Below are 20,725 nucleotides of genomic sequence, written 5' to 3'. Positions count from 1 at the left end.
CGCAGACCGACGAAGTCATCAATATCCCGAAATATGTGGAACATTGAGGAGTTCACTGAAGCAGCCGGCATCACGGTCGGCGAGCTGGCCGCGTACGTCGACGTAAGCCAGCGGGGCGAGGCCCCGGTGCTGCGGCGCACGCCGCCACGCGAGCTGGCCGAGCGGCTGGGCCTGCGGGACCTGATCGCGAAGGGCGGCCTGACGCCCGACGCCTACCGGGGCTTCCTGCGGACGTTCCTGGAGGAGGGCACCAGGCTTCACCATCCCGGCTTTCTCGCCCATCAGGTCGCCTCGCCGGACTTCCCGGCCGCGCTCGCCGACTTCGTGCACGGCGCCACGAACAACCCGATGGCCGTCTACGAGATGGGCGCGGCGGCGGCCACGGTGGAGTTCGAGGTGCTGCGCTGGATGCTGGGCAAGGTGGGCTTCCCGGCGGGCGGCGGCGTGCTGACGCACGGCGGCTCGCTGGCGAACCTGACCGCGCTGCTGGCGGCGCGGGCGCGGGCGGTGCCGGACGCCTGGGACGACGGCGTGCCGGGCGACCTGGTGATCCTGGCCCCGCCGGCGGCGCACTACTCGATCGCGCGGGCGGCGTCGATCCTCGGGCTGGGGCAGCGGGCGCTGGTCCCGCTGGAGACGGACGCGCTGGGGCGGATCGACCCCGCCAAGCTGCCCGACCTCTCGGGGAAGAGGGTGATGGCCCTGGTCGCGTCGGCCTGCGCCACCGGCACCGGCCTGTACGACGACCTGCGCGCCATCGGCGCCTGGTGCCGCGAGCGCGGCGTCTGGTTCCACGTGGACGCGGCGCACGGCGCCTCGGCCCTGCTGTCGGACCGCCACGCGCACCTGCTCGACGGGATCGAGCTGGCCGACTCGGCCGTCTGGGACGCGCACAAGATGCTGCGCACCTCGTCACTGGCCGCCGCCGTGCTCGTGCGGCGCGAGGCCGATCTGGACGCCGCCTTCAAGCAGGAGGCCAGCTACCTCTTCTACGGCGACCAGGGCTTCGACCTCATCACCCGCACGGTCGAGTGCACCAAGGCCGAGCTCGGGCTGAAGATCTTCCTGAACCTGGCCTGGCGCGGCGAGCGCGGCCTGGGCGAGTACGTGGCCGGGCGGTACGACACCGCGCACCGGTTCTGGGAGCTGGCCCGCGACCGGCCCGGCTTCACGGCGCCGTACGAGCCGCAGAGCAACATCGTCTGTTTCCGCCACGGCGACGGCGACCAGGCGGCGATCCGGGAGCGGCTGATGCGCGGCGGCTCCTTCCACCTGAGCTCCACCGAGCTGGACGGCGTCCGCCACCTGAGGATCACCGTGATGTCCCCGGCGACGGACGACCGCGCGCTCGTGGCGCTGCTGGACGAGATCGAGTCCCTGTGACTCAGGCGGCTCACTTCAGCCGCAGCCGCTTCATCGTCTTGAGCGTCGTCACCAGCACCTCGGACCACTTCTCGTACGTCAGGTCGAACGGCGGCTCGAACCCCAGCCAGCTCGCCTGCGAGGCCACGGTCTGCGCCTCGGTGTAGCGCAGCAGCCCCTCGGCCCCGTGCCTGCGCCCCAGGCCGGACGCCTTCATCCCGCCCATCGGCGCGTCATAGGAGGCGTACGCGGCCCCGTGCCCCTCGTTGATGTTGACCGTGCCCGCGTCGAGGCGGGCGGCGAACGCGCGGCCGCGCGCCGGGTCGCCGGTCCACACGGCGGCGTTCAGCCCGTAGACGGTGTCGTTGGCCAGCTCGACCGCCTGGTCGTCGGTGTCGTACGGGTAGAGCGCGACCACCGGGCCGAACGTCTCGTTGCGGCACAGCTCCATGTCCTCGGTGACGCCGGTCAGCACGGTCGGCTCGTAGAACAGCGGTCCCAGGTCGGGCCTGGCCCGGCCGCCGGCCAGCACGGTCGCGCCGCGCGCCACCGCGTCGTCGACGTGCGCGGCGACCGCGTCGAGCTGCCGCCGGAAGGTGAGCGAGCCCATCTGGACCGACCAGTCGCGCCCCGGCCCCACCTTCAGGTTGCCGACCTGCCGGGCGAACCGGGAGGCGAACGCCTCGAACATGGACGAGGGCACGTAGATCCGCTCGATCGACATGCAGAACTGCCCGGCGTTGGCGAAGCTCGCCCGCACCGCGCCCAGCACGGCCTGGTCCAGGTCGGCGTCGTCGAGGACCACCATCGGGTTCTTGCCGCCGAGCTCCAGCGAGCAGCCGATGAGCCGCTTGGCCGCCTCCTCGGCGACCTTCCTGCCGCCGCGCGTGGAGCCGGTGAAGGCCACGTAGTCGGCGCCGTCGAACAGCGCGTCACCGATGACGTCGGGCTCGCCGAGCACGATCTGCCAGATCTCGCGCGGCATGCCGAGCTCCACGAGCAGGTCGACGGCCCACCGGGTGGACAGCGCGGTCTGCGTGTCGGGCTTGTGCACCAGCGCGTTGCCGGCCAGCAGCGCGGGCACCGCGTCGGTGACGCCGAGGGCCAGCGGGTAGTTCCACGGGGTGATCAGCGCGACCACGCCCTTGGGCCGGCGCAGCTCGGCGACCCTCGTCGCGACGGGGAAGATGCCTTTGCGCCGCTGCGGCGCGAGCAGCCCGGCGGCGCGGCGCGCGTAGTAGAGCGTGCAGCCGGCGACGTCGAGCACCTCCTCGAAGGCGTGCTTGCGGGCCTTGCCGGTCTCGTCCTGGAGCAGGTCGAGGATCTCGTCGCGCCGGTCCAGCAGGGCGTCATGCAGCAGCAGGAACGGCCGCGCCCGCTCGGCGACCGGCCGCGCGGCCCACTCCGCCTGCGCCTCCCTGGCCCGCCGGTACGCCTCGCGCACGTCGTCGGCGCCGGACAGGCTCAGCTCGGCGAGGGTCTCACCGGTGAAGGGGGCAGTGATCCGCTGGGTGCCGCCGCTGGTCGTCAGGTGCATGGCGAAAGGATATTCGGTGAACCTACCGGCGGGTAGTTTTTGCCCTCTCCTGACCTGGGACAGAATTCGTTCATGCCAGACATAGCGCCGCTCAGAGCCGGAGACCCGCCCAGAATCGGCGGACTGGAGCTGCTGGGCCGTCTGGGCGAGGGCGGGCAGGGCGAGGTCTTCCTGGCCAGGGACCCCTCGGGCACCCAGGTCGCGGTCAAGTGGCTGCGCCCCGAGTCCGCCGGCGACGAGGTGAGCGTCGGGCGGTTCCTGCGCGAGGTCCAGGTGGCCCAGCAGGTGGCGCCGTTCTGCACCGCGGCGGTCCTCGGCACCGGCGTCGAGCACGACAGGCCCTACATCGTCAGCGAGTTCATCGAGGGCCCGTCGCTCCAGCGGGTCGTCCAGCAGGAGGGGCCGCGCGCCGGGTCGGCGCTGCACCGGCTGGCCATCGGCACCGCGACCGCGCTGGCCGCGATCCACCAGGCCGGGATCGTGCACCGCGACTTCAAGCCGGCCAACGTCATCCTGGGCGCCGACGGGCCGCGGGTGATCGACTTCGGCATCGCGCGGGCGCTCGACGCGACCTCGACGATCAGCAACATGCCGGTCGGCACGCCGTCCTACATGCCGCCGGAGCAGGTCCTGGGACACCAGGTGGGCCCGGCGGCCGACATGTTCTCGTGGGCGGGCACGATGGCCTACGCCGCGTCGGGGCGGGCCCCGTTCGGCAGCGACACCATGCCCGCGGTGATCAATCGGGTGCTCAACCAGCCGCCCGACCTCATCGAGCTCGACGGCACGCTGCGCGAGGTCGTGCTGGCCTGCCTGAGCAAGGACCCGGCGCAGCGGCCCACCGCCGAGCAGGTGATCATGCGGCTGCTCCAGCGGCCGATGGCGCCGGGGTCCGGCATCCTCGCGCAGGGCTCGGCGGCCTCGGCCGCCGGCCCGGTCCACGCCCCCTCCCCCGCTCCCGCCCCTCAGCATGCGCAGCCGTGGGCGCCGCCGGGCCCCTACCAGCCGGTCACCCATCCGAGCGGCCGTCCGCAGCCGCGCCGCCGCTCGTCCAGGACGGCGCTGATCATGGGGGTGACGCTGGGCTGCGCGCTGCTGCTGCTGGCCGGCATCGTGACGATCATCCGGCTCGACCGGGCCACGGTGGCCGCCACGCAGTCGCCCTCCCCCGGCCGGTCCGGCTCCGCCCGGACCACCGACCCGCCGACACCGGAGCGCACGGCGGTCACGGCGGTCCCGGCCAGGGGCACGGCCAGGGCGCTGCCGGGCGCCTCGGCGACGGTCTACGAGCACCCGTCCGACGCGATCACGCTCACCTCGTACGAGGTCTACAACGAGTCGGGCAAGGAGTGGACGGACTACGCAAGAAAGTCGTTACGCGGAAAATTCGCCAAATATCCGCGCAACAAGGAGTCGATGGTCTCCCCCGACGGCCGCTACCTGGCGGCGCGCGGCAAGGAGTTCAACTCCGACGACTACGACTACATCGACATCATCGACCAGAAGACCGGCGAGAAGACCACGGTCACGACGGTGAAGGCGCCACTGGAGAGCACGATCCGGTCGTGGTCCCAGGACGGCACCAAGATCCTGCTCAACATCGAGGAGGAGACCGGCGACGAGTGGTACTACATCGGCTTCGCCGTCGTCGACGTCGCCGGCCGGTTCCCCAAGCTGTCGCTGGTGCGTGACAGGCAGGTCCGCGAGACCGGCTTCGGCTGGGACGGCGAGGAGCAGGGCGCGGTCAACGTCTACGGCGGCAAGAACAAGGGCCTGCGCTTCTACGACGCCGCCGGCAGGAAGCTGCGCGACGTCCCCCGCATCGGCGAGCTCGCGTCGGGCACGTCGGCCATGTTCTCCCCCTCGGGCGCGCTGTTCGTCACCAACTGCCCCGGCGGCGGCGACGGCGACCACTGCGTGTGGGACTCCAAGACGGGCAAGCGCTCGCGCGCCTTCACCTCCGACTGCGACAAGGTCCTCGGCTGGTACGACGAGAAGCACCTCTACTGCTGGGAGCAGGACAACGAGGCCAGGGACGCGGTCCAGGTGGTCGACTTCCGGGGCAAGCTGGTGCGCAAGCTGCTCGACATCGCCGAAGACGTCGATTTCAGCCCGATCTACACGGTCAATCCCCGCTGACCCGTGAACCGGCAGGGCGTCCGATCCGTGAAGGAGGTCATGAAGACCCCGATCCGCCCGGTCATCGCCGTCGCGGCCCTCGCGACGGCCCTGGCCGCCTGCACCACCCCCACCCCGGCCGGCCCGCCGACCGTCGAGAAGACGCGGCTGGGAGCCGTCCGCCTGGTCGCCTACAGCGGCTGCGACGACCTGCTCGCCGGCCTGCGCGAGAAGGCCGCCGAGAACGTCGGCCCGTGGGGCTTCGGCGGCGGTCCCGTCATGTTCAAGGCGGAGGACCGGGCGGCGGTCACCCAGGAGAGCGACGTCGCCCAGACCCCCGACCACTCCACCACGAACGTGCACGAGGCGGGCGTGGACGAGCCGGACCTGGTCAAGACCGACGGCGATCGCGTCTTCACCGTCAACGGCGGCACCCTGCGCGTCATCGACACCGCGACCAGGAAGGTCACCGCCACGCTCGACCTGGCCGACACCGAGGACCGCGGCTACGCGCCCAGCAGCCTGCTCGTCTCCGGCGACCGGGCGCTGGTGATGTTCCAGGGCGGCCCAGCCCTCTACCGCGGCTTCGCCCCCGTCGGCGACACCCGCTACGTGCTCGTGGACCTGGCCGGGCAGCCGAAGGTCCTCGGCTCGGTCACGCCGGAGGGCTCCCACGTCGACGCCCGCATGGTCGGCTCGACCGTCCGGCTGATCACCCGCAGCCAGCCCGACATCACGTTCCCGCAGCCCAAGGACACCATGCCGGAGGCCGAGCGGACCAAGGTCAACCAGCAGGCGATCCGACAGGCCCCGGCCGACGCCTGGCTGCCCGAGATCGAGATCACCGACGCCGCCGGGGCCACGACCAAGAAGCGGGTGCCGTGCGAGCGGGTCAGCCACCCGGACGACTACACCGGCACCTCGCTGCTGACCGTGCACACGCTCGACCTCGCGCAGGGGCTCACCGCCGCCGGCACCGACCCGATCAGCCTCGCCGCCGACGGCGACATCGTGTACGGCACCGGCCGCAGCCTGTACGTGGCCAGCAACCCGCGCTGGTGGTCGCCCATCGCCGTCGCCCTCAGCGACACCCCGGTGCCGCCCGCCGATGAGCCGACGCCCGCGGAGCCGAAGCTGCCGCCGGAGGAGACCGAGGTGCACCGCTTCGACACCGGCGGCCCCGGCGCCCCCGCGTACGTGGCCTCCGGGAAGGTGCCCGGCCGGCTGCTCAACCAGTATTCACTCTCCGAGCACGAGGGCCGCCTGCGCGTGGCCACCACGCTCAACTCGGCCGACGCCAGGACGAGCTCCAGCAGCGTGCACGTGCTCGACGCCGCGACCCTGGCCGAGGTCGGCAAGGTCGGCGGCCTGGGCGGCGGCGAGCGCATCTACTCCGTCAGGTTCATCGGCCCGGTCGGCTACGTCGTCACCTTCCGCCAGGTGGACCCGCTCTACACGCTGGACCTGCGCGACCCGGCCGCCCCCAAGGTCACCGGCGAGCTGAAGATCACCGGCTACTCGGCGTACCTGCACCCGGCGGGCGACGGCCGGCTGATCGGCATCGGCCAGGAGGCGAGCGAGGAGGGCCGCACGCGCGGCACCCAGGTTTCGCTGTTCGACGTGGCCGACCCCGCCAAGCCGGCCAGGCTGTCGCAGTTCTTCCAGAAGAACTCCGGCTCCGAGGCCGAATGGGACCCGCACGCGTTCCTCTACTGGCCCAAGACCGGCACCGCGGTCATCCCGCTCAGCAGCTACACCGAGGGCGACCAGCGGTCGGGCGCGATGGTGCTGAAGATCACCGACACGGAGATCGCCAAGGTGGGCCTGATCGAGCACCCGGCCCCGCGCGGCGAGTCCTACCAGCCGGGCATCCAGCGCTCGATGATCATCGGTGACGCCATCTGGACGTTCTCCGCCACGGGAGTCCAGGTCAACGACGCCGCCACGCTCGCCGAACGAGGCTGGATCCCGCTCGGGTCATGACCGCTCGGGCGCGGCCACCGGCACGATCTCGGGCGCGCCCAGCCTGATCGCGTCGGCCGCGTGGTCGGTGTCCTGCTCCTGCGACAGCCGCTCGGCCTCCACTCGCTTGGTGAAGTACTCGACCTCCCGCTTGACCTGCTCGCCGTCCCAGCCCAGCGGCCCGGCGAGCAGCTCGGCGGCCTCCTGCGCCACCGCCAGGCCGCGGTGGAAGGTCTCGATCGAGATGTGCGTACGGCGTGTCAGCACGTCGTTGAGATGCCGGGCGCCCTCGTGGGTGGCGGCGTGCACCACCTCGGCGCGCAGGTAGTCGTCGGCCCCGGACAGCGGCCTGGCCAGCGACGGGTCCTCGTCGATCAGCTCCAGCACCTCGTCGATGAGCGAGCCGTAGCGCTGGAGCAGGTGCTCGATCCTGGCCACGTGCAGCCCCGACTCGTGCGCGAGCCGGTGCCTGGCGTTCCACAGCGCCTGGTAGCCCTCCGCCCCGGCCAGCGGGATCCGGTCCGTGCACGAGCGCGGCACCCGCTGGTCCAGCCCGTGCGCCACGGCGTCGACGGCGTCCTTGGCCATGACCCGGTACGTCGTGTACTTGCCGCCCGCGATCATCACCAGCCCCGGCACCGGGTGCGCCACCACGTGCTCGCGCGACAGCTTGGACGTCTCGTCCGACTCGCCCGACAGCAGCGGGCGCAGCCCCGCATAGACGCCCTCCACGTCGTCCCTGGTCAGCGGCACCGACAGGACGGCGTTGACGTGGTCGAGCAGATAGTCGATGTCGGCCCGGGACGCCGCCGGGTGCGCCTTGTCGAGCGTCCACTCGGTGTCGGTGGTGCCGATGATCCAGTGCCTGCCCCACGGGATCACGAACAGCACGGACTTCTCCGTACGCAGGATGAGCCCCGTCAGGGAGTGGATGCGGTCACGCGGCACCACCAGGTGGATGCCCTTGGACGCGCGCACGTGGATCTGCCCGCGCCCGCCCACCAGCTCCTGGATGTCGTCGGTCCACACGCCGGTGGCGTTGACCACCTGCTGCGCCCGCACGTCCAGCTCGTCGCCGGTCTCCAGGTCGCGCACCCGCACCCCGGTCACCCGCTCGCCCTCGCGCAGGAACCCGACCGCCTGGGCGCGCGGCGCCACCTGCGCGCCGTAGGTGGCGGCGGTGCGCAGCATCGTCATCACGTACCGGGCGTCGTCGACCTGCGCGTCCCAGTACTGCACGGCGCCGGTGAACGCGGTGCGCTTGAGCGCCGGGGCCAGCCGCAGCGCCCGGCTCCTCGACAGGTGCCGGTGTCCCGGCACGCCCCTGGTCAGCCCGGTGGCGAACCCGAGCGTGTCGTAGAGCGCCACCCCGGCCCCCACGTACGGGCGCTCCCAGCCGAAGTGGGTCATCGGGAACAGGAACGGCACCGGCCGCACCAGGTGGGGGGCGATCCGCTGGAGCAGCAGGGCGCGCTCCTGAAGGGCCTCCCTGACCAGCTCGAAGTTGAGCTGTTCGAGATAGCGCAGGCCGCCGTGGATCAGCTTGGACGAGCGTGAGGAGGTGCCCGAGGCGAAGTCGCGGGCCTCGACCAGGCCCACCTCCAGGCCGCGCGTGGCGGCGTCGAGCGCGATGCCCGCGCCGACCACGCCGCCGCCGACCACGACCACGTCCAGCTCGCGCGCGGCCATCGTCTCCAGCGCCGCGCCGCGCTCGGCGGGCCCCAGCCGGGCCACGCCCCTTCCCGCCGCCATGACTCCCCCTGGGTATGGGCTGCATTGATCCCATACTTACCCGTTCAACCCCGGATCACCTGCCCCCGGGGTGGTCAGTGGTCAGGCGCGGATCACCTTGACGCCGGCTTCGGTGAGGGCGGCGGCGGAGTCGTCGGGGAGCAGGGCGTCGGTGACGAGCGTGTCGATCTGCTCGATGGGGCAGATACGGGAAAATGCCCTCTTTCCGATTTTCGAGGAATCCGCCACCACCACGACGTGCCCGGCCCGGCTGATGAGCTGATGGTTGACCGCCGCCTCACCCTCGTGATGCGCCGACGCGCCCAGCGTCACGTCCAGGCCGTCGACGCCGAGGAAGGCCACGTCCATCGTCACCTGGTCGAGCACCCCGGAGGCGAGCGGGCCGATCAGCTCGTAGGACTGCTGCCTGGCCACCCCGCCCGTGACGACGATCTTGACGTGGCGGCGCACGGTCAGCTCGGCGGCGATGTTGAGCGCGTTGGTGACGATCGTGAAGCCCGACTCCAGCGTGGCCTGCGTGGCGAGGGTGCGGGCCAGCTCGGAGGTGGTGGTGCCGCCGTTCATGCCGACGACCGCGCCTGGCCGGACGAGCTCGGCGGCGGCAGCGGCGATGCGCTGTTTCTCGTCGGCGTGCCTGGCCGTCTTGTAGCGCAGCGGGAGGTCGTAGCTGACGCTCTGGGCGACCGCGCCGCCGCGCGTGCGCATGAGCATCTGCTGCTGCGCGAGCTGGTCGAAGTCGCGGCGGATCGTCGCGGTGGAGACGTCGAGCGCCTGGGCCGCCTCCTCGACGGTCAGGCGGCCTTCCTGGCTGAGCAGCTCGAGAATCGCGTTCCACCGATCGTAACGGGACACGATCAGCCTCCCTTCGCCAGATCCGTCAGGGGGCAAGCGTGGCACAGCCGCGAGATCCGAGCCACCGGTGTCCATTACTGCTCTATTCTGCTATAAACAACGCAGAAACGAACATCCGGAGGTAAGCGTTGTCCACCCATACCGAGGCCGAGATCGCGTCCCAGCCCGAGTGCTGGCGCCGTGCCGTCGCCGCCGTCCCGGCGGGCGCGCTGCCCCAGCCGGGCGAGCGGGTCGCCGTCGTCGGCTGCGGCACCTCCTGGTTCATCGCGATGGCCTACGCCGCGCTGCGCGAAGGCGCCGGGCAGGGCGAGACCGACGCGTTCGCCGCGTCCGAGGTCCCCGCCGGGCGGCGCTACGACCGCGTGCTCGCGCTCACCCGGTCGGGCACCACCACCGAGGTGCTCGACCTGCTCAACCGGATCGACATCCCGGCCACGGCCATCACCGCCGACCCCGAGACGCCGATCAGGACCGCCGCGGACGAGCTTGTCGTGCTCGACTACGCCGACGAGCGGTCGGTCGTGCAGACCCGATTCGCCACCACCCAGCTCGCGCTGCTGCGCGCCAGCCTCGGCGAGGACCTGAGCCAGGCCGTCGCCGACGCCGAGCTCGCCCTGGCCGAGCCGCTGCCGGACGAGCTGGTCGCCGCCGAGCAGTTCACGTTCCTGGGCTCCGGCTGGTCGGTCGGCCTGGCGCAGGAGGCCGCGCTGAAGATGCGCGAGGCGTCCCGCTCGTGGACGGAGGCGTACCCGGCGATGGAATACCGCCACGGCCCCATCAGCATCGCCGGGCCCGGCCGCGTCACCTGGATGCTCGGCACCGCCCCCGAGGGCCTGCGCGCGCAGGTCGAGGCCACCGGCGGCACGTTCGTGGAGAGCGGGCTCGACCCGATGGCCGAGCTGATCCGGGCCCAGCGGGTCGCGGTGGCCCGCGCGTTCGCCCGCGGACTGAACCCCGACGAGCCCATGCACCTCACGCGATCTGTGATCCTTTCTCCATGAGCCTTACTCTCGCCGACGCCCGCATCGTGACCCCCGAGGGAGTGCACGAGGGGTGGCTGACCATCGAAGACGGCAGCATCACGCACGTCGGTCACGGAAGCGCCCCCCGCCCGGGTCACAGCCTGGGAGGGCGGCACGTCGTGCCCGGCTTCGTCGACATGCACAACCACGGCGGCGCGGGCGGGTCGTTCCCGACCGGCGAGCAGGAAGAAGCACGTGAGGCGGTGGCGCTGCACGAGCGCCACGGCACCACGACCCTGGTGGCCAGCCTGGTCACCGACTCGATCGACCGGCTGTCCGCCGCCGCCTCGTCGCTGGCCGACCTGTGCGACGACGGCCTGCTGGCCGGCATCCACTTCGAGGGCCCCTACATCGCCAAATCGCGCTGCGGCGCGCACAACCCGGCGCTGCTGCGCGAGCCCTCGCCGCAGGAGTTCTCCGGGCTGCTCAAGGCCGGGCGCGGGCACGTGCGCATGCTGACCATCGCCGCCGAGCTGCCCGGCGCGCTCGACACGATCAGGCTGGCCGTCTCCGAGGGCGTGATCGCGGCGCTCGGCCACACCAGCGCCGACTACGACCTGACCCGCGAGACGATCGAGGCCGGCGTCACCGTCGCCACCCACCTCTACAACGCGATGCCGCAGCTCGGCCACCGCGACCCGGGCCCGATCGCGGCCCTGCTGGAGGACGAGCGGGTCACGGTCGAGCTGATCAACGACGGCGTCCACGTGCACCCGGCGATGCTGAGGCTGGCCTGCGAGGTGGCCGGGCCGGGGCGCACGGCGCTGGTGACCGACGCGATGATGGCGGCCGGGCTCGGCGACGGCGAGTACGGGCTCGGGCCGATGGGCGTCCGCGTCCTCGACGGCGTCGCCCGCCTCGTCGAGGGCGGCTCGATCGCGGGTTCCACGCTGACCATGGACGTGGCGTTCCGGCGGGCCGTCCAGGACATGGGGCTGTCGCTGCCCGACGCGGCGCAGATCGCCTCGCTGACGCCGGCCCGGGTGCTCGGCCTGGCCGACCGGGCCGGCTCGATCGCCGTCGGCAAGTCGGCCGACCTGGTGGTGCTGACCGACGAGCTGGAGGTGGCCGGAGTGATGAAGCGCGGCGTCTGGATCACGGAGCCTCGATGATCCTCACCGTGACGCTCAACGCCGCCCTCGACGTGACCTACCAGGTGCCCGCCGTCGAGTGGGACGGGGTCAACCGGGTGGCCGCCGTGCACCGGCGGGCGGGCGGCAAGGGCGTCAACGTGGCCCGCGTGCTCGCGGCGCTCGGGCAGGAGGTGCTGGTCACCGGGCTGGCGGGCGGGCCGACCGGCCGGGCGATCGAGGCCGACCTGGGCGCGGCGGGGCTGCCCGCCGCGCTGGCGCCGATCGCCGGGGAGTCGCGCACCACGCTCGCGGTGTCGCAGCCCTCCGGCGCGACGCTGTTCAACGAGCCCGGGCCCCGGGTCTCCGAGGACGAGCTGGGAGATTTCCTGACTCACTATGAGTCGCTGCTCGACGGCGCGCGGGCGGTGGTCATCTCCGGGAGCCTGCCGCAGGGCGTCCCCGCCGACGTCTACGCCAGGCTCGCCGCCGTCGCCGCCGACCGGGGCGTGCCGGCGATCGTCGACGCCGACGGCGAGCCGCTCAGGCACGCGCCCGGCGGCCGGCCCGCCGTCGTCAAGCCCAACGCCGAGGAGCTGGCCAGGGCCGTCCCGCACGGCACCCCCGAGGAAGGCGCCCAGGCGCTGCGCGAGCGGGGCGCCGAGGCCGTCGTCGTCTCCCAGGGCGAGGCGGGCCTGCTGGCGGTCACCGCCGAGGGCGTCCTGCGGGCGCGCATGCCGTACAAGGTCGAAGGCAACCCCACGGGGGCCGGCGACGCGCTGGTGGCCGGGCTCGCGCTCGGCCTGGTGGAACGGTCGCCGTGGCCCGAGCGGCTGCGGCGGGCGGCGGCGCTGGGCGCCGCAGCCGTGGCCGCGCCCGTCGCGGGCGACTTCGACCGCGACGTGTACGCGCACGTCCACCCCCTCATCGAGATCGTGTAGAAGGAGCCCGTCATGCCGCTCGCCGGAATCGGCGACATCGTCCGTGAGTCACCCGCCGGGGTGGGCGCGTTCAACGTCATCCAGCTGGAGCACGCCACCGCCATCGTCGCGGGCGCGGAGGCCCTCGGCCTGCCGGTGGTGCTCCAGATCAGCGAGAACTGCGTCCGCTACCACGGCGCGCTGGAGCCGATCGCGCTCGCCTCGCTCGCGGTCGCCCGCCGCGCGGAGGTCCCGGTCGCGGTGCACCTCGACCACGCCACCGACCGCACGCTCGTCGAGGAGGCCGTCACGCTGGGGATCGGCTCGGTCATGTACGACGCCTCCGCGCTGCCCGACGAGGCGAACGTGGCCGCCACCGCCGAGGTGACCGCCTGGTGCCACGAGCGCGGCGTCTGGGTGGAGGCCGAGCTCGGCGAGGTCGGCGGCAAGGACGGCGTGCACGCCCCCGGCGCCCGCACCAAGCCGCACGAGGCGGCCGACTACGTGGCCAGGACCGGCGTCGACGCGCTGGCCGTGGCCGTCGGCACCTCGCATGCGATGACCACCAAGGACGCCGTGCTCGACCTGGGCCTCATCGGCGAGCTGCGGGCGGCCCTGCCGGTGCCGCTGGTGCTGCACGGCTCGTCCGGCGTGCCCGACGAGATCCTGCGCGAGGCGGTGCGCCAGGGCATGAAGAAGGTCAACATCGCCACCCACCTGAACAAGGCGTTCACCGGCGCGATCCGCGACTACCTGGACCACGACGGCAAGGTCGTCGACCCGCGCAAGTACGTCAAGGCCGGCCGCGACGCGGTGTCGCGCGAGGTCAGCCACCTGCTCGGGGTGCTCGCGGGCTGAGCCGCCTCACGCCTCCAGCACGGCGAGGACCCGCTCGACCTGGCGGCGGAAGGTGCCGGGCGGGTTGCGCGGGCCCTCACCCGACAGCAGGAACAGCCAGGTGAGCGCGTGGAGCCTGCTGCACTCGCGCAGCCGGGCCCGCTCGGCGGCGGTGAGCTCGACGTGCCGCAGGACGTCGACCTCGCCGTCGACCCACATGGAGACGTGCTGCGACAGCTCTGCCAGCTCGTAGACGCGGTCGCTGCGGCCGGAGTCCTCGAAGTCGACGATCCGCACCCGTTCGCCGTCCCACAGGAAGTTGGCCAGGTTGCCGTCACCGGCGCCGAGCACCGGCGGGTCGCCCTCGCTCGGCCGCCACCGCTCCAGCCACCGGCGGCCCTCGCTCACGGCGCGGTCGGCCGCCGGGTCCCTGGGCTGCCACTGCTCGCACCACTGCCCGACCTGACCGGCCAGCGCCTGCGGGCCCCAGCGGCGTACGGGCACGCCGGCGAGGACCTGCGGCGGGACGGCGGCGTGCAGCTCGGCGAGCGCGGTGGCCAGGTCGGCGGCGTGCGCGGGCGCGTCGGCCAGGCCGCGCAGCGGGACGCCGTCGATGCGGGACATGGTCACGCCGCCCTCGTTGGAGATGGGCCGGGGCGCGAGCCCGGGCGCGTAGCGGGCCAGCAGGGTCAGTGCCCGCCACTCGCGCTCGGCCGCGCCCGGCTTCTCCTCCTTGTAGCGCTTGGTGACGACGTCGCCCCGCACCTCGACCGCGTGCGTCCCCTGGAGATCGGCCATCTTCGCATGCTAGGTGGTCAGGCGTAGTCCGGCACCATGGCGCCGGCCAGCCGCAGGTGCGGCGCGGCCTCGTCGGGCCGTCCCTGCCGCTGGAGCGTGCGTCCAAGCAGCTGGTGGACGTACGCGTCGTCGGGCGACAGCTCGACCAGGCGCTCCAGCGTGGCGCGGGCGCGCCCGAGCTGCGCCGAGGCGTAGTAGGCCCGGCCGGCGAGCATGAGCACGTTGCGGTCGTCGCCGTGCTCGCCGAGCAGCGGCCCGAGCAGCACCAGCGCGCCGAGCGGGTCGCGCTGGTCCAGCAGCGACTCGGCGTGCCGGTAGCGCTCGACCTCCTCGGGCAGCCGCCGCCCGGGGCCGTCGCCGGCCAGCACGAAGTCCCTGATGACCTCGGGCGACTGGGCCCCGGCCAGCGCCCGGCCGCCGACGACCAGCGTGGGCGAGGTGGCGACGCCCATGGCCTTGCCCCGGAGCAGGAGCTCGCGGACGAGCCGCTCCCCGGCGCCGTCGTCGAGCAGCGCGGCGCCCTCGGGGAAGCCGGCCTCGGCGGCGATCCGGTGCAGGACCTGGCGGTCGCTGATGTCGAGGCCGTCGATGAAGTGGGCCTTCATCACCAGCTCGGCCACGGCGTCCTGGTCGGCGCCATGCTCGGCGGCCAGCGCGATCAGCCGGTGGGCGTCGTGGCTGCTGGCGCGCCAGGCGGGGCCCCAGCGCCAGCCGAAGCCCTCCTCGGCGGCGATGAGCGACATCCGCACCCGGTTCTCCCCCGGGGTCAGGCCGGGGGCGCAGCGCTCCACCGCGGCGTCGACCAGGGGGTCGGCCATCGCCTCCTCGTAGGGGATCGCCTGGGCGGGGGCCGTCGGGTCGATCCGGAACGGCCTCCAGACCACCTCGGCGTCCAGCCCTTCGAGGGCCTTCTCCAGGCGCCGCTTGCCGATGTACGCCCAGCCGCAGACCACGTCGGCCCAGATCTCGATTCGCATGACACCGAGACTATGCGACAACTGTCAATTAAGCAACACATGTCGTATAGTGGGCGGCATGAACCCCGACGACCCACGCGCCCAGCGCACCCGGGCCAGGCTGCACGCCGCCCTCCTCGACCTGGCGGCCGAACGCGAGCCCGGCTCGATCACGATCTCCGAGGTCGCCAAGCGCGCCGAGGTCAACCGGGCCACCGTCTACCTGCACTATCCCGACGTCGACGCGCTGGCCGCCGACGCGCTGGAGGACGCGGTCGCCGAGGTCGCCCGCGCCGCCGCGCTCTGCCCGCTCGACGCGCCCCGCGACCGCGCCCCCGAGCCGCTCACCGCCCTGTTCGCGCACATCTCCGCCAGCGCCGCCCTCTACGCGTGCCTGCTCGGCAGCCCCCGCTGCACCTCCCGCCTGCGCGAACGCCTCACCGGCGAGCTGTCGGCCCGCTTCCGGCAAGGCTCCCGGCCGGCCGGCTTCGACGACGTGCCGCCCGAAGTGCACGCCGCCTACCTGTCGGGCGCGCTCGTCGGCGTGATCGCCCACTGGGTGACCGGGCCTCGCGAAACCCCGGCCGGCGAGCTGGCCCTGGCGTTCTGGCGGCTCTTCCGCCCCTGAACCAGCGCCATGAACGCCCCCCACCACGCACACCACCAGCCGGTCCAGCTCCGGCGACGGCCGCGCGCCCGCGGCGGCCCAGCAGCGCCTCCACCAGCCGCCGCCGCTCCTGCACGGCCCGGCGGGTCCGCCGCACCCGCCTGTCCTGGACTCCTCAGGCTGGTGAACGCACCATTCAATACCGAACACCTTGTTCCGTACCGAGAAGAGGACGTCATGGGATTGGGCAGGCTCCTGCACGACCACGCCGAGCACGCCGACGCGGGCGGCACCATCGACCACCCGCGCGCCTACGAGGTCGTCGCCTCGCTCGGCTACCCCGGCGGCCGCCGCGCCGCCTTCACCCGCGTCGCCACCCAGGCCAAGCCGCGGCCCGGCGACCGGATCCTCGACGTCGGCTGCGGCACCGGCTACCTCAGCCGCATCCTGTCGCCCGTCGCGGGCCCCGGCGGGCAGGTCACGGGCGTCGACCCGTCCCCCGCGATGATCGGCTACGCCCGCGACCGCGCCCCGGGCAACTGCGAGTACGTCGTCGCCGGAGGGGAGGACCTGCCCTTCCCCGACGGCTCGTTCGACCTGGTCGTCTCCACGCTGGCCGTGCACCACATCCCGTCGGAGGCCCGGCCGGCGGCGGCGCGCGAGATGTTCCGGGTGCTGCGGCCCGGCGGGCGGCTGCTCGTCGCCGAATTCAGGCCGCCGGAGCACCCGCTGCTCAAGCGGCTCATGGCCATGATCTCGGGCCCCGCCATGGACCACACCCCGCAGGAGCTGCTCGGCACCCTGATCCCCGACGCGGGCTTCCGGGTCGAGGCGGAGGGGCCGCTGCCGTCGCTGCTCTACTACATCCGTGCCGTACGCCCCTGACTTTCTCCCGGGGGATGACGATTCTCCACCGATGCACAAAGTTCTCCACCTGCCGTCAGCGCTCTTCGGCGAATCCCTTGCCCGGCCCGTACCGCCTGCCTACGATCACGGTCCGTCACCGTCGAGCCGAAGGAGGTCCCGTGGGCGAGCGTCAGAAGGCAGGCGGCGCGAGGTGAGCGCCACCGCCGTGGCGCGGGCGATGGAGGCGGTGCCGCGCCACCGGTTCGTGCCCGACGTGGCCTTACACGTCCCGGAGCCGGAGGGGCCGCCACTCCTGATCGACCGCAAAGCCGACCCGGAGGGCTGGTGGCAGGCCGTACGCTCCGCGTCCCCCATCGTCACGCAGCTCGACGACGGGCGCGCCGACCTCCGGACCGCCAAGGGCGGCTACACCTCGTCGTGCTCGGCGCCCGCGACGGTCGCGCACCTGCTCCGCCTGCTCGACGCCGCCCCCGGCAACCGGGTGCTGGAGATCGGCACGGGCACCGGGTGGACGGCCGCGCTGCTGTCACACCTGGTCGGCGCGGCGAACGTGACGAGCATCGAGATCGACCCCGCCGTGGCCGCCGACGCCGCGCGACGCCTGGGCGACGGCCCGCGCCTGATCGTCGGCGACGGCGCCTACGGCTGCCCGGAGCGGGCCCCGTACGACCGCGTCCACGTCACCTGCGGAGTCCGTACGGTGCCGTACGCGTGGATCGAGCAGACCCGGCCCGGCGGCGCGATCGTCGCACCCTACTGCCCCGGCTTCGGGGCGGGCCACGCGCTGCGCCTGACGGTCATGCCGGGCGGCACGGCGGCCGGGCGCTTCTCCGGCGGCGCCCACTACATGATGATGCGCTCCCAGCGCCCCGCCGAGCTCGGGCCGTGGCGGCGCGAGGACGCGCTGGAGTTCAGGACCCCGGTCGACCCGCGCACCCTGGCCTACGCCCCGCTCGGCGCCGACCTGGCCGTCTCCGCGCTCACCGGGCTGCGCACCAGCGTCTACCAGGAGGACGACTTCTACCGGATGTGGGTGATCGGCGGCCCGGACGAGTGGGCGGCCGCGAGCTGGCAGCCGCACCGCGACGACTACGAGGTCTACAGGTTCGGCGACCGCGACGTGTGGGCGGAGGCGGTCAACGCCTACTTCACCTGGGTGAGTTGGGGAGAGCCCGGTCACGAGCGGTTCGGCATGACCGTCACCCCGGAGGAGCAGCGGGTGTGGCTGGACGAGGCGACGCGGGTGATCGGCTGAGAGGCGGCCCTCGCCTGCTCCCACCAGGCAGGGACCGCCCAGGGAAATCTTGACGATCATGCGCGGGCGACACTGGCGGCCGGGTGGAGGATTCTCCACCGCGAGCAAAATTCTTTCTACGCGGTGGAGAAATCCTCATCCCGAGATCAGCGCTGGATCGGCGCGACGACGACCTCGACGCGCTGGAACTCCTTGATGTCCGAATAGCCGGTCGACGCCATCGTGCGCTTGAGCGCGCCCATCAGGTTCATCGAGCCGTCGGCCACGCTGGACGGGCCGTGCAGGATCTGCTCCAGCGTGCCCACCGTGCCGAACTCGACCCGCCGCCCGCGCGGCAGGTCGGGGTGGTGCGCCTCGGAGCCCCAGTGGAAGCCGTGGCCGGGCGCCTCGGAGGCGCGGGCCAGCGGCGAGCCCACCATGACGGCGTCGGCGCCGCACGCGATGGCCTTGGCGATGTCGCCGGAGGTGCCCATGCCGCCGTCGGCGATCACGTGCACGTAGCGTCCGCCGGACTCGTCCATGTAGTCGCGGCGGGCCGCGGCCACGTCGGAGATCGCGGTCGCCATCGGCACCGCCACGCCCAGCACGTTGCGGGTGGTGTGGGAGGCGCCGCCGCCGAAGCCGACCAGCACGCCGGCCGCGCCGGTGCGCATCAGGTGGAGCGCCGCCGTGTAGGTGGCGCAGCCGCCCACGATCACCGGGACGTCGAGCTCGTAGATGAACTGCTTGAGGTTGAGCGGCTCGGCCCGCCCCGAGACGTGCTCGGCGGAGACCGTGGTGCCCCGGATGACGAACATGTCGACCCCGGCGTCGATGACCGCCTTGTGATACTGCACCGTGCGCTGCGGCGACAGCCGGACGGCCGTGGTCACGCCGGAGGCGCGGATCTCCTCGATGCGGCGGCCGATCAGCTCTTCCTTGATCGGCGCCGCGTAGATCTCCTGAAGCCTGCGGGTGGCCGCCTCGGCGTCGAGCGAGGCGCACTCCTCCAGCAGCGGGGACGGGTCCTCGTAGCGCGTCCACAGCCCTTCGAGGTCGAGCGGCGCGAGCCCGCCGAGCCGGCCGATCTCGATCGCGGTGGCGGGCGAGACGACGCTGTCCATGGGCGCGACGACGACGGGCAGTTCGAACCGGTACGCGTCGATCTGCCAGGCGATCGAGACCTCTTCCGGATCGCGGGTGCGCCGCGACGGGACGAGGCCGATCTCGTCGAGCGAGTAAGCCCGGCGGCCTGCCTTGCCCCGGCCGATCTCCACCTGCTGAGTCATGCGGTTTTACCTTCTGTGATAGTTAGGAGCTTCCACGGTCATCTGGATGTCGTGGGGATGGCTCTCCTTGAGGCCCGCTGCCGTGATCGGCATGAGCTCGCAGTCGGTGTGCATCTGGGGGATCGTGCGGCAGCCGGAATACCACATGCCCTGGCGCAGACCGCCGACGAGCTGGTGGGCGACCGCCGCGACCGGGCCTCGGTAGGGCACCTGACCCTCGATGCCCTCGGGGATGTACTTGTCCTCGCCGCCGACCTCGGCCTGGGCGTAGCGGTCCTTGCTGAACGAGGTGCCGCCCCGCTCGCGGTTGCGCACCGCGCCGAGCGAGCCCATGCCCCGGTAGGACTTGAACTGCTTGCCGTTGATGAAGATCAGCTCGCCGGGCGACTCCTCGCAGCCGGCCAGCAGGGAGCCGAGCATGACGCTGTCGGCGCCGGCCGCGATGGCCTTGACGATGTCGCCCGAATACTGCAGGCCGCCGTCGCCGATCACCGGGACGCCGGCCGGGGCGCACGCCAGCGACGCCTCGTAGATGGCGGTGACCTGCGGCGCGCCGACACCGGCGACGACCCGGGTGGTGCAGATCGAGCCCGGCCCGACGCCGACCTTGACCGCGTCGGCGCCCGCGTCGACGAGCATCTGGGCGCCGGCCCTGGTGGCGATGTTGCCGCCGATGACGTCGACCTTGCTGTTGGCCTTGACCTTGGCGATCATGTCGGCCAGGCCCTTGGAGTGGCCGTGCGCGACGTCGACCACGATGGTGTCGACGCCCGCCTCGATGAGCGCCTTGGCGCGCACCTCGGCGTCGCCGCCGACGCCCACGGCCGCGCCCACCACCAGGCGGCCGTCGGCGTCCTTGGTGGCGAGCGGATACTGCTCGCTCTTGGTGAAGTCCTTGACCGTGATCAGGCCGCGCAGCCTGCCGTCCGGGTCGACCAGCGGCAGCTTCTCGATCTTGTTCTTGCGCAGCAGCGCGTAGGCGTCGTCACGCGAGACCCCCACGGGGGCGGTGACGAGCGGCATCTTGGTCATGACCTCGCGCACCGGCCGCGCCTGGTCGGTCTCGAAGCGCATGTCGCGGTTGGTGACGATGCCGACGAGGATGCCGGAGGCGTCGGTGACGGGCACCCCGGAGATCCGGTACGTGGCGCACAGGCGCTCGACGTCGGCCAGGGTGTCGTCGGGGCTGCAGGTCACCGGGTTGGTCACCATGCCGGCCTCGGACCGTTTCACCAGGTCGACCTGCTGGGCCTGCTCCTCGACCGACAGGTTGCGGTGCAGGATGCCGATGCCGCCCTGCCGGGCCATCGCGACCGCCATGCGCGCCTCGGTGACAGTGTCCATCGCCGCCGAGACGAGCGGGATCGACAGCGTGATGCGGCGTGACAGCCTGGTGGCGGTTTCGGCCTCGCCCGGCTGCAGGTCGGAATAGGCCGGCACCAACAGCACGTCGTCGAACGTCAGACCCGTCTGTGTGAACTTGGACATGCTGCGGCCCCTCCTGCCGTTGCGCTGATGCAGCAAGTCTAGGGCCTGCCTCCA

The 20,725-nt window shown here is 72.7% G+C and carries 17 protein-coding genes; 10 read left to right on the top strand and 7 right to left on the bottom strand.

The window, feature by feature from the left end; translation table 11 throughout:
• The first annotated feature begins 33 nt into the window (after positions 1 to 33).
• Complete coding sequence (locus KME80_RS04480; RefSeq protein ID WP_219500541.1) at positions 34 to 1,383, top strand: pyridoxal phosphate-dependent decarboxylase family protein; 1,350 nt, start codon at positions 34 to 36, stop codon at positions 1,381 to 1,383.
• A 10-nt stretch (positions 1,384 to 1,393) separates the two neighbouring features.
• Here KME80_RS04480 and KME80_RS04475 read toward each other — a convergent pair whose 3' ends face one another.
• Entirely contained in the window at positions 1,394 to 2,899 is a 1,506-nt protein-coding gene (locus KME80_RS04475) for a succinic semialdehyde dehydrogenase (protein WP_219500539.1), read from the bottom strand.
• 72 nt (positions 2,900 to 2,971) lie between these two features.
• Here KME80_RS04475 and KME80_RS04470 point away from each other — a divergent pair, with 72 nt between their 5' ends.
• The gene (locus KME80_RS04470) at positions 2,972 to 5,038 is read left to right on the top strand and encodes a serine/threonine protein kinase (protein ID WP_219500538.1); all 2,067 of its coding nucleotides are present in this window, start codon (positions 2,972 to 2,974) and stop codon (positions 5,036 to 5,038) included.
• Between the two features lie 39 nt (positions 5,039 to 5,077).
• Complete coding sequence (locus KME80_RS04465) at positions 5,078 to 7,000, top strand: beta-propeller domain-containing protein (protein WP_219500535.1); 1,923 nt, start codon at positions 5,078 to 5,080, stop codon at positions 6,998 to 7,000.
• On the opposite strand, the gene KME80_RS04460 is transcribed toward KME80_RS04465, so the two are convergent.
• Positions 6,995 to 8,731 (bottom strand): glycerol-3-phosphate dehydrogenase/oxidase, encoded by a 1,737-nt coding sequence (locus tag KME80_RS04460; protein WP_219500533.1) that lies wholly within the window; start codon positions 8,729 to 8,731, stop codon positions 6,995 to 6,997. The two genes, KME80_RS04465 and KME80_RS04460, sit on opposite strands and share 6 nt — an antisense overlap.
• An 81-nt stretch (positions 8,732 to 8,812) precedes the next feature.
• A complete protein-coding gene (locus KME80_RS04455) occupies positions 8,813 to 9,583 on the bottom strand; it encodes a DeoR/GlpR family DNA-binding transcription regulator (RefSeq protein WP_219500531.1) in 771 nt (256 codons plus the stop codon).
• A 128-nt stretch (positions 9,584 to 9,711) separates the two neighbouring features.
• On the opposite strand from KME80_RS04455, the gene KME80_RS04450 reads away from it, so the two are divergent.
• From KME80_RS04450 to KME80_RS04435, 4 genes are read left to right on the top strand one after another with little or no spacing between them, the layout of a single operon-like run.
• Entirely contained in the window at positions 9,712 to 10,584 is an 873-nt protein-coding gene (locus KME80_RS04450) for an SIS domain-containing protein (RefSeq protein WP_219500529.1), read from the top strand.
• The gene (gene nagA / locus KME80_RS04445; RefSeq protein ID WP_219500527.1) at positions 10,581 to 11,717 is read left to right on the top strand and encodes an N-acetylglucosamine-6-phosphate deacetylase; all 1,137 of its coding nucleotides are present in this window, start codon (positions 10,581 to 10,583) and stop codon (positions 11,715 to 11,717) included. The genes KME80_RS04450 and nagA overlap by 4 nt, the downstream gene beginning before the upstream one ends.
• A complete protein-coding gene (locus KME80_RS04440) occupies positions 11,714 to 12,616 on the top strand; it encodes a 1-phosphofructokinase family hexose kinase (RefSeq protein ID WP_219500525.1) in 903 nt (300 codons plus the stop codon). Before nagA ends, KME80_RS04440 begins: the two co-directional genes overlap by 4 nt.
• A 12-nt stretch (positions 12,617 to 12,628) precedes the next feature.
• A complete protein-coding gene (locus KME80_RS04435; protein ID WP_219500523.1) occupies positions 12,629 to 13,453 on the top strand; it encodes a class II fructose-bisphosphate aldolase in 825 nt (274 codons plus the stop codon).
• Positions 13,454 to 13,459: 6 nt separating this feature from the next.
• On the opposite strand, the gene KME80_RS04430 is transcribed toward KME80_RS04435, so the two are convergent.
• Entirely contained in the window at positions 13,460 to 14,230 is a 771-nt protein-coding gene (locus KME80_RS04430; protein ID WP_219500521.1) for a phosphotransferase family protein, read from the bottom strand.
• A 17-nt stretch (positions 14,231 to 14,247) separates the two neighbouring features.
• Positions 14,248 to 15,207, bottom strand: a complete 960-nt coding sequence (locus tag KME80_RS04425) for a DsbA family oxidoreductase (protein ID WP_219500518.1) — start codon at positions 15,205 to 15,207, stop codon at positions 14,248 to 14,250.
• 58 nt (positions 15,208 to 15,265) lie between these two features.
• Here KME80_RS04425 and KME80_RS04420 point away from each other — a divergent pair, with 58 nt between their 5' ends.
• The 3 genes from KME80_RS04420 to KME80_RS04410 all read left to right on the top strand — a co-directional run bounded on the left by KME80_RS04420 (position 15,266) and on the right by KME80_RS04410 (position 17,915).
• Entirely contained in the window at positions 15,266 to 15,814 is a 549-nt protein-coding gene (locus KME80_RS04420) for a TetR family transcriptional regulator (protein ID WP_219500516.1), read from the top strand.
• Between the two features lie 216 nt (positions 15,815 to 16,030).
• Positions 16,031 to 16,678 carry a class I SAM-dependent methyltransferase gene (locus KME80_RS04415; RefSeq protein WP_219500513.1) on the top strand — a complete coding sequence of 216 codons (648 nt, stop codon included), beginning with the start codon at positions 16,031 to 16,033 and terminating at the stop codon, positions 16,676 to 16,678.
• A 172-nt stretch (positions 16,679 to 16,850) separates the two neighbouring features.
• Entirely contained in the window at positions 16,851 to 17,915 is a 1,065-nt protein-coding gene (locus KME80_RS04410) for a methyltransferase domain-containing protein (RefSeq protein WP_308125612.1), read from the top strand.
• 146 nt (positions 17,916 to 18,061) lie between these two features.
• On the opposite strand, the gene KME80_RS04405 is transcribed toward KME80_RS04410, so the two are convergent.
• Positions 18,062 to 19,183: a GuaB3 family IMP dehydrogenase-related protein gene (locus KME80_RS04405; RefSeq protein ID WP_219500509.1), complete on the bottom strand. Its 1,122-nt coding sequence runs from the start codon at positions 19,181 to 19,183 to the stop codon at positions 18,062 to 18,064.
• A gap of 6 nt (positions 19,184 to 19,189) precedes the next feature.
• Complete coding sequence (gene guaB, locus KME80_RS04400) at positions 19,190 to 20,671, bottom strand: IMP dehydrogenase (protein ID WP_219500507.1); 1,482 nt, start codon at positions 20,669 to 20,671, stop codon at positions 19,190 to 19,192.
• Positions 20,672 to 20,725: the final 54 nt, after the last annotated feature.

Origin of the sequence: Nonomuraea ceibae, from assembly GCF_019396325.1 — a bacterium.
GTDB lineage: Bacteria > Actinomycetota > Actinomycetes > Streptosporangiales > Streptosporangiaceae > Nonomuraea > Nonomuraea ceibae.
Note: the sequence above shows the minus strand (reverse complement) of the source record. Positions and strands in the feature narration are given on the sequence as shown.

Bases quoted from the DNA above. Each gene is read 5' to 3' on its own strand.
- KME80_RS04440 (WP_219500525.1), top strand. From the start codon at position 11,714: ATGATCCTCACCGTGACGCTCAACGCCGCCCTCGACGTGACCTACCAG.
- KME80_RS04460 (WP_219500533.1), bottom strand. From the start codon at position 8,731: ATGGCGGCGGGAAGGGGCGTGGCCCGGCTGGGGCCCGCCGAGCGCGGC.
- KME80_RS04465 (WP_219500535.1), top strand. From the start codon at position 5,078: ATGAAGACCCCGATCCGCCCGGTCATCGCCGTCGCGGCCCTCGCGACG.
- KME80_RS04405 (WP_219500509.1), bottom strand. From the start codon at position 19,183: ATGACTCAGCAGGTGGAGATCGGCCGGGGCAAGGCAGGCCGCCGGGCT.
- KME80_RS04435 (WP_219500523.1), top strand. From the start codon at position 12,629: ATGCCGCTCGCCGGAATCGGCGACATCGTCCGTGAGTCACCCGCCGGG.
- nagA (WP_219500527.1), top strand. From the start codon at position 10,581: ATGAGCCTTACTCTCGCCGACGCCCGCATCGTGACCCCCGAGGGAGTG.
- guaB (WP_219500507.1), bottom strand. From the start codon at position 20,671: ATGTCCAAGTTCACACAGACGGGTCTGACGTTCGACGACGTGCTGTTG.
- KME80_RS04415 (WP_219500513.1), top strand. From the start codon at position 16,031: ATGGGATTGGGCAGGCTCCTGCACGACCACGCCGAGCACGCCGACGCG.
- KME80_RS04475 (WP_219500539.1), bottom strand. From the start codon at position 2,899: ATGCACCTGACGACCAGCGGCGGCACCCAGCGGATCACTGCCCCCTTC.
- KME80_RS04420 (WP_219500516.1), top strand. From the start codon at position 15,266: ATGAACCCCGACGACCCACGCGCCCAGCGCACCCGGGCCAGGCTGCAC.
- KME80_RS04480 (WP_219500541.1), top strand. From the start codon at position 34: ATGTGGAACATTGAGGAGTTCACTGAAGCAGCCGGCATCACGGTCGGC.
- KME80_RS04470 (WP_219500538.1), top strand. From the start codon at position 2,972: ATGCCAGACATAGCGCCGCTCAGAGCCGGAGACCCGCCCAGAATCGGC.
- KME80_RS04430 (WP_219500521.1), bottom strand. From the start codon at position 14,230: ATGGCCGATCTCCAGGGGACGCACGCGGTCGAGGTGCGGGGCGACGTC.
- KME80_RS04425 (WP_219500518.1), bottom strand. From the start codon at position 15,207: ATGCGAATCGAGATCTGGGCCGACGTGGTCTGCGGCTGGGCGTACATC.